This is a genomic window from Nocardiopsis sp. CNS-639 (assembly GCF_000381685.1).
Taxonomy (GTDB): Bacteria; Actinomycetota; Actinomycetes; order Streptosporangiales; family Streptosporangiaceae; genus Nocardiopsis; species Nocardiopsis dassonvillei.
In genome coordinates, this window is the sequence record NZ_KB906873.1 from 61586 (window position 1) to 78496 (window position 16911).

Here is a 16911-nt window from a genome sequence, read left to right on the forward strand (position 1 = left end):
GTTCCGGGGGAACTGGGCTCGGAGACGGTCCGACCGCCCTGGGCGGCCGTCCGTCGGCGGACGTGCCGCGACGACCCGGTCACCGGGGTCGGGATCCCGGTCGGGCGACCAGGACCGCTGCCTGGTCGCCGATCGCGTGGGGCCTGAGGGCGAAGTGGCGGGCCAGGGCGGACTCCAGCGAGCTCCTGATCTCCTCGGCCCTCGGGTGCCGCTCATACCAGAACCCGGTCAGGACGGCCGCCGCGATCGCGGCCCGCTCGGCCGGTTCCTCCCCGTCGAACCGGATCGAGGACTCGGCACGGTGCAGGGAGAAGTCGTCGAAGCCCCGGGCGGCGAGCGCACGCGCGGCCTGTGACAACAGGTAACCGTGATGGTCGTAGGGCTCCTCGGCGATCGGCACGCAGACCTCGTTGACCAGCCTCATGAGCTCGTTGTCCGATCCGGCGGCGAACAGCACGATCTTGGACTCCGGGTCGCTCCGGTCGCAGACCCGGACCATCTCCGCGACGGCCCGCTCGACGTCGTTGACGTACTGAAGGACCCAGGCGCTGTAGACGGCGTCGAACGAGCCGTCGGGGAAGGGGATCTCCTCGGCGGTTCCGGGGTGGACGTCCACCACGCCGCGGGTGGTCTCGTCGCGGATCGCATCCACCAGCTGGGGGTGGGGCTCGATGGCCGTGCAGGAGCCCGTTCTCGCCGCGACGGTGCGCGCCATCTCCCCGATCCCGCCACCGACGTCGAGCACGCGGCGGTTGGCCGCGGTGAGGCTCCGTATGAGGGCGAGTTCCTCGCCGCGCTCCAGCCGGGTCGCGAATCCCATCCATCCGTCGCCGGTCACGCTTCGCGGCCCCCGGTACCGCGTGGGCAGGCGGTCCGCGGGCCCCAGGGCGTCATGCTCCAGGAGCTGGTCCAGGGTCAGCCGTGAAGGGTCCCCAGGCCCCTCGGACGCGTTGTCGGGTAGCGGTGCTCGGGTTCGTGCCTCTGCCATGTCTGACTCACCTCTCGTGGTCGTGATGAGGGGACGAGCGGGGTCCGCCGACGCCGGGGAGCCCTGGCGCGCTCCGTGTGGGGTCGGTGTCTCGGGGCGGGCTCCCGCCCGGAGGCGGGCGCGGCGGTGCTCGTCCCGGCCTGGCGTGTCGGCCGCCGCGGTCGGTGTGTGGGCGGTGCCGCACCGCGCGGGGGTCGAGGGGGACGCTCGGGACTCGGTACGCGTCGACGTTTTCCCGTCCGCCGGAGCCCGTGTCCTCCGGGCGCCTATGCGGACCGTGTCGGCTCCCGCCGGGCGGACGAAGCCACTCTCATGAACAACGGAACCTCTGGTCTTCCCGGAATTCACCCGCGAAAGGCTCGCCCCGGGAACATTACAGCGAAATCGCGAAGACGCCACCAGAGTACGTTCCCATGGAAATAATATCCACCCCTCCAGAGAAAACGAAAGACACCCGACGCCAGCCCGACACGGAATTCTCGAATCGCCACACAAACAGGGCATAAAACGGTGTTTTACGTATCATGTAACGCCATCCGGCATGACCCCGTGAAACGCGCACCGGCACACCCGGTTTCCCGCCGGCGCACACAGCCGCCTCCCGAGGACGGCCGGCCCCGGGGACACGGCCCCGACCGAGGCCGCTTCGACGTTTCTGCGCGACCACAACGGGGGGTTGCGCCCCTTGCGAAAACCGACGAAACAGCGCCCCCATCCCCTTCTCCGCGAAGGGAACACACCCTGCGGCGCCACCGTACCGCCGGTGGAGCGCGACCCGGGCGCCTCCGCCGACGCACGGCAGGATACATTCCTGACCTCGCGTTACACGCCCACAGGGCGACCGCGGAGCCACGTGGACCCCACCACACAAAACCGCACTTTTCTCCCGAATTGCCTTTCACACCCTTTTTCCTGACATGGTGATATTCGAAGAGGACGGGTGCGGGCCCCAGCGGAAAACCGATCCCCAACGCCCCTCCTGCGAAGCCGAATAATCAACTATGGTTTTCCTGGGAGCGACAAGGGGATGTCATCGTGTCAGTCGCCGGTGCGAAGGACCGAACCGAGACGGCACGAGCGTACGTGTCATGGGAATGGCCCGCCCACCGCCTTTCGGGCCGCCGTCGATCCCGGCCTCGCTCCGCCGTGCCCGAGCCGCCCGCCGTGCCGTCGGCCCCACTCGGCTGGAGCTGGACCCGCCGCCCGGGCGGCTCCGTGCGGTGCGGCCGGCGCTTCAGACGCCCGGCCCGGCGCCACGCCCTCTCGGACGCCGGGGCACCCGACCCGACCGCGTACGCGAAGGAGAGCTTCGATGACCCACCGGATCCGAGTCCGGCACAACTTCGAGACGGCGCACCGGCTGCCCCACCTGAGCGGCAAGTGCATGAACCTGCACGGCCACTCCTGGTGGGCCGAGGTCAGCGTGAGCGCCCCCGCCCTGAGCGAGGACGGCACCGTCGTGGAGTTCGGCGCCTTCAAGAAGGCGCTGCGCGCCTTCGTCGACACCCACCTCGACCACGGGGCCATGCTCGGCGCCGGGGACCCGCTGGCCGCGGTCCTGGCGGAGCACGGCAGCAAGGTCTACCGGTTCGGGGCGGCCTCGCCCGGCGACACCGAGCGCTACGCCCGCGACCTGCCCTATCCGACGGTCGAGGCCGTCGCCGTGATGCTGGGCCGGGTCGCCCAGGCCCTGCTCGACAGCGGGGAACGGGCGGCGGGCGCGCGGGTGACCGGTGTCGAGGTCACCGAGACCCACGTCAACACGGCGGCGTACCACCCCGTGGCCTCCTCCCAGGCCGGTGAGCGCCCCTTCGAACGGGTCCTGGCCGTCGACTGACCCGCGGCGCGGCCCCGGAGGCCGTAGCCGGGAGGGGCGACCGTCCGCGCGCGGGGCATGAGAACGACGAGGGGCGCCGGGGAGCCGGTCCGCTAGGACCGGTCCCCCGACGCCCCTTCTCCTTGTGTCCACGGCCCTCACGGGCCCCGCGGCGACCCCTAGTGGACCGGGGTGGGAGCGCCGCCCTCCGGGGCGGCGGCCTGCGAGCGCCGCACGAGGAAGGTCAGGGCGAAGGCCACGACGGAGACCACCGCGCCGACGAGGAAGGCCGCGTGGACGCCGCCCGCCTGGGCGTCGACCTCGGTGAGCCCGTCGGTGAGCAGGCCCGCCGACGTGGCGGACATGATCGCGATGAAGATCGCCGTACCGGCCGCGCCCGCGACCTGCTGCACGGTGCCGACCACGGCGCTGCCGTGCGAGTACAGCTCGGGCCGCAGCGACCCCAGCGCGCCGGTGAGCAGCGGGGTGAACATGAAGCCGAGGCCGATGCTGAGCGTCACGTGGGCGGCGATGACGAAGCCGACCGGCGTCTGGGCGTCGAGCAGGGTCATGCCCCACAGCACCAGGGACACCAGCGCCGAGCCCGGGATGACCAGGGGGCGCGGGCCGACGCGGTCGTAGAGGCGGCCCACCACCGGGGCGAGCAGACCCATGACCAGGCCGCCGGGCAGCAGGGACAGGCCGGTGACGAGCGTGTCGTGGCCCAGGACGTTCTGCATGTAGACCGGCAGCAGGATGAGGGTGCCGAACAGGGCCATGAAGCTGATCACGACCAGGCCGATCGAGACGCAGAACTGCCTGGAGCGGAACACCCGCAGGTCCAGCAGGGCGCGGTCGCGGCGCTGGAGGCGCAGCTGGCGCCACACGAACAGCACCAGCGCGACGGCACCGACCCCGATCGAGGCGAAGGGCGGGACCACGGCGGTGGCCTCGCCCTCGCCCAGGCCGGAGAAGCCGTAGACGAGCCCGCCGAAGGCCAGCGCCGACACCAGGAGCGAGAGGACGTCGATGCTGGCGGCGCGCGGCTCGGTGACGTTGCGGATGAAGAGGGCGCCCAGGACCAGGCCCAGGATCGCGATGGGCAGGACGAGCCCGAACATCCACCGCCAGTCGAGCACGCTGAGGATGAGGCCCGCCAGGGTCGGGCCGACGGCGGGCGCGACCGACATGACGATGGAGATGTTGCCCATGGTGCGGCCGCGGCGGTCCGACGGGACCAGGTTCAGCACGGTGGTCATGAGCAGCGGCATCATGATCGCCGTTCCCGCCGCCTGGACCACGCGGCCCACGAGCAGGAAGCCGAAGCCGGGGGCGAGGAAGCACAGCAGCGTGCCGATGCTGAACAGCGTCATCGCGGTGATGAACACCTGGCGCACGTGGAAGCGCTGGAGCAGGAACCCGGTGGCAGGGATCACCACGGCCATCACGAGCATGAAGGCCGAGGTCAGCCACTGTCCGGTGGAGACGGAGATGCCGAGGTCCCGGTTGAGCGCGGGCAGCGCCACGCCCATGATCGTCTCGTTCAGGATCACCACGAACGCCGAGACCAGGAGCAGCGGGATGATGAGGCGCCCCGCCCGCGCGCTCTTGTCGTCTTGTGGTGGGGCCGAAGCGGTCTCGGCCGTGGAAGGAGTGGGCTGCCCGGTCACAGATGTCCTCAGATTGTGGTGTTCGAAAGGGTTCGTCCAGAGGGTTCGCGGAACCTCCCCAGAGGTAACCCAACGCTCCGAACCATCCGCCCGTTCCCGGAACAGCGGTGTGTTCTGGACCATAACCGCGCCATCCGCGCAGCAAACCCGCCGTGGCGGCCCCGTGCCGGTCTCCGGGTGCGCGGCGGGTGGAGTGTGACCGGTGCCGATGCCGGATTCGACCCAACCGTAAACGGAGTGTGACCGGAGCGGTCGCTGGGGCCGGTTCGGCGCGGGGGAGGAAGGGGACCCGCAACGGACGCCGTGACCGGCCGGGCGTCACGCGGACCGCGACCGGAGCGGTCGCCCCTCAGCCGCGGGCGGAGCCGTCCGCGGGCAGCGCCCGGCAGGCGGTGCGCGCCAGGGCGAGCGCGCAGGCGTCCTCCACGACGCCGCCGATCCAGGCCGGGCGGCCCGTACCGCTCCAGTACCGCCGCCACCCCACCCCCGCCAGGGTGCCGACCGGCGCGGCCGCGGCGGCGAGGACGGCGGCCAAGGCGGGCGACGTGCCCGCTCCCCGGGCCAGGAGGGCGCCGCCGGTGCCCGCGCTCACCACCCTGGCCGTCATGCTCGGCGCGGCGGTGCGGCTGGGAATGCCGGGGAGCTTGTCCCCGGAGAACTCCCCGAGCGCGGCCAGCACCATGAGCGCGCGCTTGCCCTTCCCGGCGGAGTGCCACAGCGGCGCGCCCCCGAGCGTGCTCCGCGAACCCGCGGCCAGTCCCAGCAGCAGCGCGCGGGCCGCGCCCGATGATGCGCCCATGGTCGGTGTCCCTTCGTTCTTCGGCCGCCGCACGCGGCCGGGTGCTATCCCGGCTATCCCGTTCGGCCCCCGTGAAACCTCGCGGGCGCGGGGGCCGCGCCCGCTCGCGACCGCCGCAACCGCCGTACCGGCCGGGCCCGCGGGGGTGACCTCGGACGACGGCCGCGCGGACGTGTGCGCCTCTCCGGCGAGGCCATTCGGCCGTCGACCAGAAATGTTGACGGTGTGGCGTGAGGGGTTTTCGCTCCGGCGGCCTTCCGGTCCCCAACGGTGGTTTCGGCGCACAGCCGGTCCCGGGCCGACCGGACCGTCCCGCGGTGTCTCGTGCCGGCCTGGCGCAGCAGGGAGTCCAGAGCGGCCGGGGCTTCCACGGGTGGGGTGTGGGGGGTGTAGCCGTGCAGGTCCACGAACAGGTGGGCGCAGAACCATCCCTTCTCCCAGGCCGTCTGGGCGGCCTTGAGTACCAGCGCGGTCTTGCCCACCCCGCCCATCCCGGACAAGGCTGAGACCACCACCGCTCCCGGCCGATGTGCGGCGGCGGGGTTGAGTCGGGCGGTGACCTGCTCCAGGTCCTGGACCCGGCCAGTGAACCCGTCGGGCGGGCTCGGTACTTCGCGCCCTGGCTGTGACGGACAAGGGTTAAGGGCGTCGACTACGAACAGAGCTCCTAAGGGGGCGGAGTACCGGCCCGTCTCCCCCTTCGGCCACCCGGCCGATGGCCCCGGCGAAGGGACGTCCGCGCGGTTCGGGTCAGAGCAGCCCTCCCGTCACGCGCAGGTTCTGGCCGGTGATCCAGCGCGCGTCGGGGCCCGCGAGGAAGGCCACCGCATCGGCAATGTCGGCGGGCTGCCCGAGCCTGCCGAACGGGGTAGCGGCCGCTGCCTGCTCCAGGGCCTCCGGCGGATTCGCGTCTGTGAGCATGGCGGTCTCGACAGGCCCTGGCGAGACGGAGTTGACGGTGATGCGGCGATCCGCGAACTCACGGGCCGCCACCCTGGTGAACTGCTCCAGCGCCGCTTTGCTCGCTGAGTAGGCGGCCGCCCCGGACTCGGGCATCGCGGTGTTCAGAGAGGAGATGTTGACGATCCGCCCTCCCTCGCGGAGGCGACCCGCAGCCCAGCGCAGCGCGAACAGCGGCGCTTTGGCATTGACCGCCATGACCCGGTCGTACTCCGCCTCGGTGATGTCGGCGATGGCGCCGACGGCGCTGATCCCCGCGTTGTTGACCAGAATGTCCACCCCTCCGAACTCCTCGGCGGCGGCGAAGAGGCGGTCGAGGTCGGACAGGACCTCCAGGTCGACGCGTTCGGCCGAGGCTCGCCCTCCTGCGGCGCGTATCTCTGCCACGACCTCGTGGGCCGCGGCCGTGTCCTTGTTGTAGCTGATCACCACGGCGCTGCCGTCCCTGGCCAGTCTCAGGGCGATGGCGCGTCCGATGCCGCGTGACCCGCCGGTCACCACGGCGTTCCTTCCGGCCAGGGGGGTGGCCGGGGCGGCTTCGTCGGGTTCCTCGGAACCGTTCGTCGTGTCCGGCCTGATAGCGGTCACGGAGCCGGTCTCCTTCCTCTCGGTCGGAACTGTCAGGTGTAGAGTCCGGGCGCCGAGTAGACGGAGAAGCGTGGCCCCTTCCCCGGTCGTGCGGGCTCGTAGGCGATGAAGTTCTGGTTCCGCGTCTCGCTGAGCGGCCGGTCCGCGAGGGAGTCGAGGAAGGACGTGTACGGGCCCGGGTCCGCACCGACGCTCCGCATGAACGCCGCGGCGCGGTCGCGGGCCTCGGCGTCGTGGGCCAACGGCTGGACCATCGGTACGTACAGGGTGGCGGCCACCGGCAGGTCCTCCCCCTTCCGGAAGGCGAAACAGGTGACCGGCGGCTTGGCGAAGGGAGGGCCGACCCGGCCCAGGATCTCGCGCAGGGCGGTCGCGAACGTACCAGGGACGTGGCTCGGGGCGGCCTCGGCCTGCCGGTCGATGGCCTCCCCATCCAGGTCCGGATACTGGAGGTAGACCTTGGTTCGTGCCCTGGCGGGATTCTCCAGATCGAGGGAGAACGCCCCGATCCGACCCGGGCCGCCGTGTCCGTCGATGTGGGCGAGCGTGGCGTGCCACCCCTCCCTCATCCCCAGGCGCTCCATCGCCTCTTCGACCACGGCCGGAGCCCGCTCCGGCCCGTCGACGTGCGGGTCGAGGTAGACCTTGAACATCGGATCGGCGCCGGGAGGCCATTCGATCCCGTGCCCCATCCAGTAGTGCTCGCGGGGCGAGGAAGAGCGGAACAGGTCCTCCAACGCGAGGACGTGCTCCACGTGTGTTCCCGGACGCCCGGCGAGGCCGCGCAGGAGGTCCCACGCGAACTCCTGGTTGGCGGTCGGCTCTGGAGGGTCCGCCAGCGCCTCGATCGAGATCCGCACCTGCACGGTCCCGTCCCGCCAGGACAAGGAGAGTTCGAAGGGGGATCCGTCGACGGAGATGTAGCAGCACCAGAGCGGGTCACCGATCGCACGGCGGGCGGACGGCCCCCACACCTCGGCGAGGAGGAGAGCCGCGTCGGCTGCCTGTTCCCCGGACAGGCCCAACCCCTCGTGGCACCGCGCGAGCTTGTCCGCGGCGGCCTCGATCCGACTCGTGGCCGGCGGGTAGCGGTCGGAGGCCAGACGCAGCGGGCGGTCCCGAGGCAGCGGGCCGCTGATGACGAACGGGTCGCCTCCCAGAGACGGGTTGTCGATGCTCATGTTCCCGTGTTCCTCTCTTCCGTTGTCCTCTTTGCGGTTCACCAGTGCACCGGAAGGTGTTCGAGCATCCGCACCTGGATTCCCTTCCTGAACTCCATCTCCTCCGGAGGCACCGCGGGGCGCAGTCGGGGAAACCTCCGCAGGAGTGTGCCGAGCCCCTCCTCCACCTCGATCCTGGCCAGCGGCGCACCGAGGCAGCGGTGGATCCCGTAGCCGAAACCGAGATGGGGGTTGCGCTCGCGGTGCAGGTCGAGCCGGTCGGGTTCGTCGAAGACCGAGGCATCCCGGTTCGCGGAGGGCAGAACCGGGAGGACCGCCTCCCCCGCCCGGACCAGGGTCCCGCTGAGCTCGACGTCCTCTCGGGCGTAGCGCGCGAAGGCGACGTGCGCGTCGAGGGGCACGAAGCGGAGCAGCTCGTCCACGGCCTTCGGTATCCGGGAGGGGTCCTCGCGCAGTTCGGCGTATGCCGTGGGATGCGTGAACAGGACGTGGACGGAGTTCATGAGCTGGGCCGAAGTGGTTTCGTAGCCCGCGATCAGCAGGACGCTGACGAGTTCGACGACTTCCCGCTCGCTCACTTCCCCCTCGCCCTGGGCCCTCACCAGGACGCTGACGAGGTCATCCCGGGGCTCGCGGCGGCGCTGCTCGACCAGGGCGGCGATGTAGTCGTAGAGCGCCGAGGTGCGCGACTCGATCTCCGCGGCGCTCAACGCGGTAGTGCTGGAGAACGCGTCCAGCCACACCCGGAACCTCGGCCGGTCCTCGTGGGAGACTCCGAGGAGTTCGCAGATGACCAGGGCGGTGAGCGGGAGCGAGAAGTCCTCGACCAGGTCGCCGGGGCCGCCCCGCGACTCCATGTCGGCGAGCAGGTCCAGGCTCATCTGCCGCACGCGTGGGCGCAGGCCCTCGACCCTCTTCGAGGTGAACGTTCGGCTGAGCAGGCGCCGCAGCCTCGTGTGGTCGGGCGGATCGATGCCGAGGATGCTGGTGTTGACCGGTAGAGGGGTCAGGCGCGACTCGTCGTTCTCGGCGGTCAGCGCCCGGCTGAACCTGGGGTCTCCCAGCACGGTCTTGACGTCCTCGTGGCGGGTGACGAGCCACGCGTCGTCCCCGTAGGGCACCCGGACACGGAGCACGGGCCGGTGGTGGCGGAGCTCGGCGTAGACGGGGTCGACCTCCAGCCGGTCGTGGTCGCGAAAGGGGTAGTCGACCGGGTCCGCGTGGCCGACCGGGCAGATGTCGGTCCAGGACCGTTCGATGTAGCTCAGGCAACTGGCCCGGTCGGCCCGGTCGCGGCGTACCGTCCACCCCGGGGGGACGTCGGCGGAAGCGGGCCAGAGCGAGTGCTGGCCGAGGTTGTTGGCAAGGACGAGGTAGCGGCCGTCGGGGTCGTCGAACGGGTTGGTCACGAGGTTTCGCCCTTCGCTCGGGTCGGTGCGTGCTTCGGTGGCGGGAAGAAGCCGGATTCGGTGAAGTACGCGATGTAGCGCGCGAGGAGGGCCTCATCCACGACGGGGAAGCCGACGTCCGCGTCGACGAGGCCCGCGGTGGTGTTGCTCTGGTCGAAGTGCAGCCCGCCCAGGCCGATGGCGGTGGGCAGGAGTCCCTCGAGCAGGGCCGCCGCCTCCAGCCCGGCCTCCGTGTTCCGCTCCCGGGCGCGCCTCAGCCGTTCGCCCCACTCCGCGTCCGGCAGTACGGCCAGGTCGTGGCCCCTGCGGCGCAGCGCGTCGGTGAGCGCGGTGAACCGGACCGGTTGCCGGCAGGTCAGGTGGTGGGTCAGTCCCGCGGTCCCGGGCCGCAGGGAGAGGTGAACCATCATCCGCGCCACGTGGTCGACCGGGACGAGGTCGACGGTGGCGGCGGAGACGGAGGCGCTCTCGGGAACCGCGCCGAGCACGAGCATGGCCCGGACGAGGTGCCACAGAGTGTCGTCCGTCCCCCCGGAACCGGTGCCGGAGTGCCCACCGATCCGGCCGGGGCGGTGCACGGTGACGGGCAGGCCGCGTTCGGCCGCGGCGCGCACCAGCCCCTCCCCGACCCATTTGCTGGCCACGTAGCCGCTGGGCAGGACCTCCTCCGCGGGTACGCGACGGTCCTCGGTGATCACAGGCGGGTTGTCGGCGGCGGAGACCGCCACCGCCGCGGTGGACACGTAGTGCACCGGCACCGCACGCGAGCGTGCCGCCAACCGGATGGCCTCGCGTGTGCCGTACACGTTGGGATCTCGCAGGCGGGAGTAGGGTTCCACCGCGCTCACCCTCGCCCCGTTGTGGTAGACCGCGTCGACGAGGTCTGCGAGCCGGTCGAAGCGGTCCTCGGACAGGCCCAGGAGCGGCCGGGCGAGGTCACCGGGGACGGCCGCGATCCGGGTCGCCGCCTCGCCGTCGATCCGCAGTCCGCGGCTGTTCAGTGCGTTCCGGAGGCGTTCAGCGGCGGCGAACTCGTCGTCGGCGCGAACCAGGCAGTGCACGGTCGCCGACGTACGGGCCAGGAGTTCGCGCAACAGGGCGGTACCGAGGAATCCCGTCGCCCCGGTGAGCAGGATGTGTCGGGGGTCGGCGACACGGGCGGGATCCACGGCGCGGGTCGTGCGCGGGGCGATGCCCGGGTCGAGTTCGGCCTCGGCGGCGAGGTCGTGTGCTGCGGGGCGGGTGCCGACCCGGCGGGTTCCGGTCCCCTCGACCTCCCGGCCGAGCGCGGCTGCCGTCTGGAGTTCGAACAGACGGCGGACCGTGAGTTCCACACCCAGCCGGTCGCGTATCCCGCCGAGGAGCCGGGGGACGAGCAGCGAGTGCCCGCCGAGGTCGAAGAACCCGTCGTCCGCTCCGACTTGGGCCAGGGTCAGCCCCGTGACCTCGGCGAACAGCTCGCACAGGACGCGTTCCGCGCCTGTGCGCGGTGGGCGGCCGACGGCACCAGCCCCGTACCGGGGTGCGGGCAGCGCGGACCGGTCGACCTTCCCGCTGGGCAGTACGGGAAGCGTGTCGAGCGGGACGACGGCGGCCGGGACCAGGGCCGCGGGGAGGCGCCCGGCGGCGTACCGGCGCAGCTCGGCGCCGTCCAACGGGTCTGCGGCCGGAACCGCGTAGGCGATGAGGCGCCTGTCACCGGGAGTGTCCTCGCGCGCCACGGCCACGGCGCGGGCGACGCCCGGATGCTGTTCGAGGAGGGCAGCGACCTCGCCCGGCTCGACGCGGAACCCGCGGATCTTGAGCTGGTCGTCGGCCCGCCCCAGGAATTCCAGCTCCCCCGTTCTCCTCCAGCGGACCAGGTCGCCGGTGCGGTACATCCGCTCGCCCGGAACCCCGAACGGGTCGGCCACGAACCGCGTCGCGGTGAGGCCGGGACGCCCGAGGTAGCCCCGGGCGAGTCCAGGACCGGCGACATACAGTTCGCCCGGAACTCCGACGGGCACAGGGGCGAGCCTCTCGTCGAGCACACGGCAGCGCATGCCGACGGTGGGCTTCCCTATGGGCGGAGGCGTGCCGTCCCCCGCCAGAGGGCGGCTCAGCGTGGCGCACACCGTCGTCTCGGTCGGCCCGTAGCCGTTGACGAGCAGCCGTCCGGACGCCCACTTCCCGGCAAGGTGCGCCGGTAGTACGTCGCCCGAGGAGATCAGAGAGGAGACCCCGGGCAGGTCGGCCGGGTCCATGGCGGCGAGCACCCCCGGCGGCAGCGTGGCGTGCGTGATGCCGTGCCGCGCGACCAGCCCGGCCAGCGCAGGCCCCGGGGCGGTCTCCTCCGGAGACGCGGTGACCAGGGCCGCGCCCAGGGCCAGCGTTCCGAAGATCTCCCACACCGCGCCGTCGAACTCGATCGGGGCGAACTGGAGGACCCGGGAAGAACCGGTCACACCGAAGCGCTCGCGCTGGGCGGCTGCCAGGCCGGGAAGGCCGGTGTGGGTGACCACGACACCCTTGGGGCGTCCGGTGGACCCCGAGGTGTAGATGACGTAAGCCGGGTGGTGTGGGCGCAGCGCGGTGGTGCGCTCCGCGTCGGTGACATCGCTGTCGGGGTACTCCGCGGCCTCGGCCTCGATCCTGTCCAGCGCCACAGACACCCCTGCGGAGCGAAGGCCGCCGATGCCCAGATCGGCGCCGAGGACGAGGACCGGGCGCGCTTCGGCGAGCATCATGGCGAGACGCTCGCCGGGGTGGGCGGGGTCGAGCGGCAGGTATCCGGCACCCGATTTCATGACCGCGAGGAGCACGGCCACCAGGTCGGCGGAGCGGGGCAGGGCGACCGCGACGTAGCGTTCGGGGCCGGCGCCGCGGCGGATGAGTGCGCGGGCGAGCCGGTTCGCACGAGCGTTCAGATCACGGTAGGTCCGGACGGTGCCGCCGTGGATGACGGCCGGGGCGTCCGGGTTCCGGGCGACCCGGCGCTGGAAGAGCGCCGGGTAGGGTTCCGCCGGCAGGGTCCGCCGGCTGTCGTTCCAGGTGACCTGGACGCAGCGGCGCTCCTCGTCGTCAAGGACGTCCATGGCCCCGATCCGCTGGTCGGGGTCGGCGACCGCGCGGTCGAGCAGCCTGACCAGGGTGCGCGAGAGCGCCTCGACCGTCTCCTGATCGAACAGGTCCGTGTCGAACTCGACGATCCCGGTCAGCCCGAGGAGCTCGCCTTCTCCATCGAGCTGCTCGGTGAGGCTGAGCACCAGATCGAACCGGCACGTCCCCGTTCCCACCAGGTCCACCTCGGCGGTGGCTCCCGGCAGCCGGACCTCGGCCACAGGCGCGTTCTGCAGGGCCAGCATGACCTGGAAGAGGGGGTGGTGCGAGAGGGAGCGTGTGGGCCCGAGCTCCTCGACGAGCCGTTCGAAGGGCAGGTCCTGGTGGGCGTGTGCGGCGAGGTCGGTCTCCCGGACCCGGGCAAGCAGGTCGAGGAACCGCGGATCGCCGGAGGTGTCGGCGCGCAGCACGAGCGTGTTGACGAAGAACCCCACGAGGTCCTCCAGCGCGTCGTCGCCACGGCCCGCGATCGGACTGCCGACGGGGATGTCGGTGCCGGCGCCCATGCGGGTGAGCAGCGCGGCGAACCCCGCGTGCAGCACCATGAACAGAGTGGCGCCGTGCCGGTGGGCCAGGGCGGCCAGCCCCCGGTGCAGCGGCGCGGGGATGTCGAGGCGAACGGTGCCGCCACGGTGCCGCGCCACGGGCGGGCGCGGTCGGTCGGTGGGCAGGGCCAGCCGGTCGGGCAGCCCCGCGAGGGCGTTCCGCCAGTAGGCCAGCTGCCGCTCGGCGAGCCCGTCGGAACCGAGGAGGTCGCGCTGCCAGAGCGTGTAGTCGGCGTAGTGCGCGCGGAGCCGGGGCCAGACGGGGGCGCGGCCGTCCAGGCGGGCCGTGTAGGCGGTGGACAGGTCCCGCCACAGCGGGGCGAGCGACCATCCGTCGCACGCGATGTGGTGCAGGACGACCAGCAGCACATGTTCCTCTTCCGAGAGACGGAACAGTGTGGCGCGGATCGGGACCTCGGAGTCGAGAGCGAACCCGCGGCGCGCTGCCGCGGCCACCCGCTCCTCGATCTGCTCGGGATCGGCGCGGACCACGCCGAACTCCGGCCGCGCGTCGTCCAGCACCACCTGGTGGGGGACCCCTTCGTGCTCACCGATGACCGTGCGCAGGATCTCGTGGCGGCGCACGACGTCGGTGAACGCGGTGTGCAGCGCCTCGGGGTCCAGGCGTCCGGTCAACCGGATCCGCATCGGCACGTTGTAGAGGGCAGAGGTCCCTTCCAACCGGTGCAGGAACCACAGCCTCGACTGGGCGGGGGACAGCGGAACCCGGTCGGGGCGCTGCCGCGGCCCGACCTCGGGCCGCCTCCCACTCCGGTCGAGGCGTCTCACCAGATCGCACACGCGGGGCGCCTCGAACACGTCCCGAACCGAGAGCTCGGCGCCCAGTGCGCTCCGGATCCGGCTGGTGAACCGGGTCGCCGACAGCGAGTGCCCGCCGAGGGAGAAGAAGTCGTCGTCGATGGTCACCCGCTCCACGCCCAGAACCTCGGCGCAGAGCGCGCACAGACGCTCCTCCATCGGAGTGCGGGGCGCCCGGCCGTCGGCACCGCCGAGGTCCGGCGCGGGAAGGGCCGCGCGGTCGAGTTTGCCGTTGGGGGTCAGGGGCAGCCGCTCCAGCACCACGAGGTGCTCAGGAACCATGTGGTCGGGCAGGTGGGCGCGCAAGTGCGAGCGCACCCGCTCCAACAGGGCGCCGGCCCGGCGGGACAGCCCCGGGCTGTTGGTGTGGCGCGGGAGTTGCGCGGCGCCGGAGTCGTGTGCACGGTACAAGAACGCGGGTGCGGTCGGTCGTTCCCCCCGGTAGTCGAAGAAGTGCGCGTCGAGACCGCCGTCGCTGCTGTCCGCGGCCCAGGTGACTACCGCTTCGCGGCCCGCACGGCGTGCGGCCTCGTGCAGCTCCTCGGGGTCGGGGATCTCCTGGGAGGTGTCCTCCAGGCACAGCCTGGCCTGGGCCGCATCGCCGTCCTGCAACGCCTGCCAGGCGCGCGCGGCGGAGGCCACGCGCCGGTTGGGCACACCGAGCAGTCGGACATGGGGGGTGTCCCGCCGGGCCGCCAGGACGGCTGCCAGCTGGTCGGTGTCGGCGATGTCGACGCCCCATACCAGGTCGAGCGGCGTGCGGTCCCCGCTTCCCGGTGCGGGTGGTGCGGTGCGCAGCACGACGTCGTAGCGGTACCGCGACATCTCGTTGCCGTACCGTCCCCGCTTGACCCGCACGTCGACGCCGGTGATCCGGGGGACGTCTTGAGGGAGCGCGGTGAAGTAGTCGGGCGCGACCATGAGCTCCTGTTCGGCAGCGGCTCGCCGTTCGGCGGCCGCGCGTACCTCGGCCGCGTCGGCGGCAGGGTCCGCGCGGCGCAGGGCGACCTCCGCGTGAAAGATCCCGGCAAGCCGCAGGTCACGCACGTCACCCACGAAGATCGCGCCCCCGGGGGCAAGCAGTTCGGCCGCTCCTCTCAGGACATCGGTGAGGTAGCCGCCATGGGGGAAGTACTGGGTGACGGAGTTGATCACGACGGTGTCGAAGCAGCCCGAGGGCAGGCCGCCCAGGTCGTCCGCCCGTCCGACCCTCAGTTCCACACGGTCGGCGAGAAGCGGATCCGCGTCCACCCGGCGGCGCAGCGCGTCGATGACCGGCGCCGAGAAGTCGGTGCCCCAGTACGCCTCGCACCCGGGGGCCAGACCCGCCAGCAGCAGGCCGGTACCGACACCGATCTCCAGCACGCGCCGCGGGCCCAGCGAGCGGACGCGTTCGACGGTGGCGTCGCGCCACTCGTACATGTGCTCGGGCTGGATGGGGCGTCCGTCGTAGCTGCTGTTCCACCCGGAGAAGTCAGTGCCAAGCCCCGCCGGGCCCTCCTCCGCCGCGGAACCGTACAACCGGTCATAGACGCCGCGCCATTCGCCGACCTGGTGGTCGTCGGCCTCCTCGGCGGCTCGGCCGTCGGGGTCGGAGGCCACCGCGTAGCCCACGAGCCGACGCTCACCGGGCCGGTCCTCCCGCGCCATCACCACGGCCTGGGCCACCTCGGGGTGGTCGCGCAGCACCGCCTCGACCTCTCCGGGTTCGATCCGGAAACCCCGGATCTTCACCTGGTCGTCGGTACGGCCCAGGAACTCGATCGCGCCGTCCCCGTTCCGGCGCACCGCGTCACCGGTGCGGTACATGCGCGTGCCGGGCAGCCCGAAGGGGTCGGCGACGAACCGCTCGGCGGTGAGGCCGGGCGCATGCAGGTAGCCGTGCGAGAGCCCGGCTCCCGCCAGGTACAGCTCCCCCTGCTCACCGGGCCGGACCGGCTTGAGACAGGCGTCGAGGACGTAGCAGTGCGTGTCGTCCATCGGAAGACCGATCGGCACCGGTTCGGTGATCCGGCCGCCGGACAGCGGATGGCAGACGGCGAAGGTCGTGCACTCGGTCGGTCCGTACCCGTTCACCAGCGCCAGGTCCGGGCAGCGGTCGAGGACCCGGAGGCACGCCTTCGCCGAGACCTGCTCTCCTCCGACCCAGACCTCCCGCATTCCCGCGAAGCATGCGGGGGACTCGTCGGCGATGACGCTGAACAGCGCGCTGGTGACGAACATGCCTGTGACACCGCCGTCGGCGACGACGCGCCCCAATTCGGCCATGTCGAGGCGGCCCTCCGGAGCGACCACCACGCACCCGCCGCCCAGCAGCGGGACCCACATCTCGTAGGTGGAGGCGTCGAAGGTGTGCGGAGAGTGCAGCAGGACCCGTTCGTGCGCGCCGTTGCGCCACCGGCTGTCGGCGGCCAGGGACACCACCGCGCGGTGCGGAACGGCCACGCCCTTGGGACGGCCGGTGGATCCGGACGTGTACATGACGTAGGCGAGGTCCTCGACGTTCACCGGCACGTCTGGAGCCCCCGGGTCGCCGTCAGGACCGGCTCCGTCCACGGTGAGCACGTCGGTTCCGGCGGCGAAGAGCGGGGCGGGGGTGTCGGAGACGACGATTCGCGCGCGGGTCTCCGCCAGGAGGACGCTCAGCCGCGAGGCGGGGTGGCGGACGTCCAGCGGAAGGTATGCCGCACCCGCTTTGACCACCCCGAGGACGGCGGCGACAAGGTCGATCGAGCGGGGCAGGGCCACGCCCACGATGTCGCCGGGCCGGCATCCACTTCCGACGAGGCGGCGGGCGATCCGGTTGGCGCGTGCTTCGAGTCCGGCGTAGCTCAGCCTGTCCCCGCCGCACACCACGGCGACGGCTTCGGGGGACTGCTCGGCCTGGTCCTGGAAAAGGCGGTGCAGGAGCGGGGACGTGAGCGGTCGCCCACTGGAATTCCGGTCGCTCGGCACGGCGCGTCACTCCTCAAGAAAAGCAGGAAGAAGGGATGTCGGGCAGAGCTCGACAAGAGACCCTGGGCAGCAATTTCGTAGC

General features: G+C 72.0%; 9 protein-coding genes. 1 reads left to right on the forward strand and 8 read right to left on the reverse strand.

Going from position 1 to position 16911, the window contains the following annotated elements:
• Positions 1-79 precede the first annotated feature (79 nt).
• Complete coding sequence (locus G011_RS0124030; protein WP_026338608.1) at positions 80-988, reverse strand: class I SAM-dependent methyltransferase; 909 nt, start codon at positions 986-988, stop codon at positions 80-82.
• A 1312-nt stretch (positions 989-2300) separates the two neighbouring features.
• On the opposite strand from G011_RS0124030, the gene G011_RS0124035 reads away from it, so the two are divergent.
• Positions 2301-2825, forward strand: coding sequence for a 6-carboxytetrahydropterin synthase (locus G011_RS0124035; RefSeq protein WP_019610695.1), 525 nt, complete (start codon positions 2301-2303; stop codon positions 2823-2825).
• A 158-nt stretch (positions 2826-2983) separates the two neighbouring features.
• Here G011_RS0124035 and G011_RS0124040 read toward each other — a convergent pair whose 3' ends face one another.
• From G011_RS0124040 to G011_RS30220, 7 genes are all read right to left on the reverse strand, one after another.
• Positions 2984-4474, reverse strand: a complete 1491-nt coding sequence (locus G011_RS0124040; RefSeq protein ID WP_019610696.1) for an MDR family MFS transporter — start codon at positions 4472-4474, stop codon at positions 2984-2986.
• 349 nt (positions 4475-4823) lie between these two features.
• A complete protein-coding gene (locus G011_RS0124045) occupies positions 4824-5273 on the reverse strand; it encodes a hypothetical protein (protein WP_019610697.1) in 450 nt (149 codons plus the stop codon).
• A gap of 53 nt (positions 5274-5326) precedes the next feature.
• On the reverse strand, positions 5327-5935 hold the full coding sequence (locus G011_RS31890; protein WP_155979831.1) for an ATP-binding protein: 609 nt from the start codon (positions 5933-5935) through the stop codon (positions 5327-5329).
• Positions 5936-6023: 88 nt separating this feature from the next.
• Entirely contained in the window at positions 6024-6821 is a 798-nt protein-coding gene (locus tag G011_RS0124050; RefSeq protein WP_019610698.1) for a glucose 1-dehydrogenase, read from the reverse strand.
• Positions 6822-6853: 32 nt separating this feature from the next.
• On the reverse strand, positions 6854-8002 hold the full coding sequence (locus G011_RS0124055; protein ID WP_019610699.1) for a tryptophan dimethylallyltransferase family protein: 1149 nt from the start codon (positions 8000-8002) through the stop codon (positions 6854-6856).
• A 38-nt stretch (positions 8003-8040) separates the two neighbouring features.
• Positions 8041-9411 carry a cytochrome P450 gene (locus tag G011_RS32670; RefSeq protein WP_019610700.1) on the reverse strand — a complete coding sequence of 457 codons (1371 nt, stop codon included), beginning with the start codon at positions 9409-9411 and terminating at the stop codon, positions 8041-8043.
• Entirely contained in the window at positions 9408-16829 is a 7422-nt protein-coding gene (locus G011_RS30220; protein WP_019610701.1) for a non-ribosomal peptide synthetase, read from the reverse strand. The genes G011_RS32670 and G011_RS30220 overlap by 4 nt, the downstream gene beginning before the upstream one ends.
• Between the last annotated feature and the right edge of the window lie 82 nt (positions 16830-16911).

What these genes read in the sequence shown, in the direction of transcription:
- G011_RS0124030 (WP_026338608.1), bottom strand. Translation starts at nt 988, where the DNA reads ATGGCAGAGGCACGAACCCGAGCACCGCTACCCGACAACGCGTCCGAG.
- G011_RS0124055 (WP_019610699.1), bottom strand. Translation starts at nt 8,002, where the DNA reads ATGAGCATCGACAACCCGTCTCTGGGAGGCGACCCGTTCGTCATCAGC.
- G011_RS0124045 (WP_019610697.1), bottom strand. Translation starts at nt 5,273, where the DNA reads ATGGGCGCATCATCGGGCGCGGCCCGCGCGCTGCTGCTGGGACTGGCC.
- G011_RS0124035 (WP_019610695.1), top strand. Translation starts at nt 2,301, where the DNA reads ATGACCCACCGGATCCGAGTCCGGCACAACTTCGAGACGGCGCACCGG.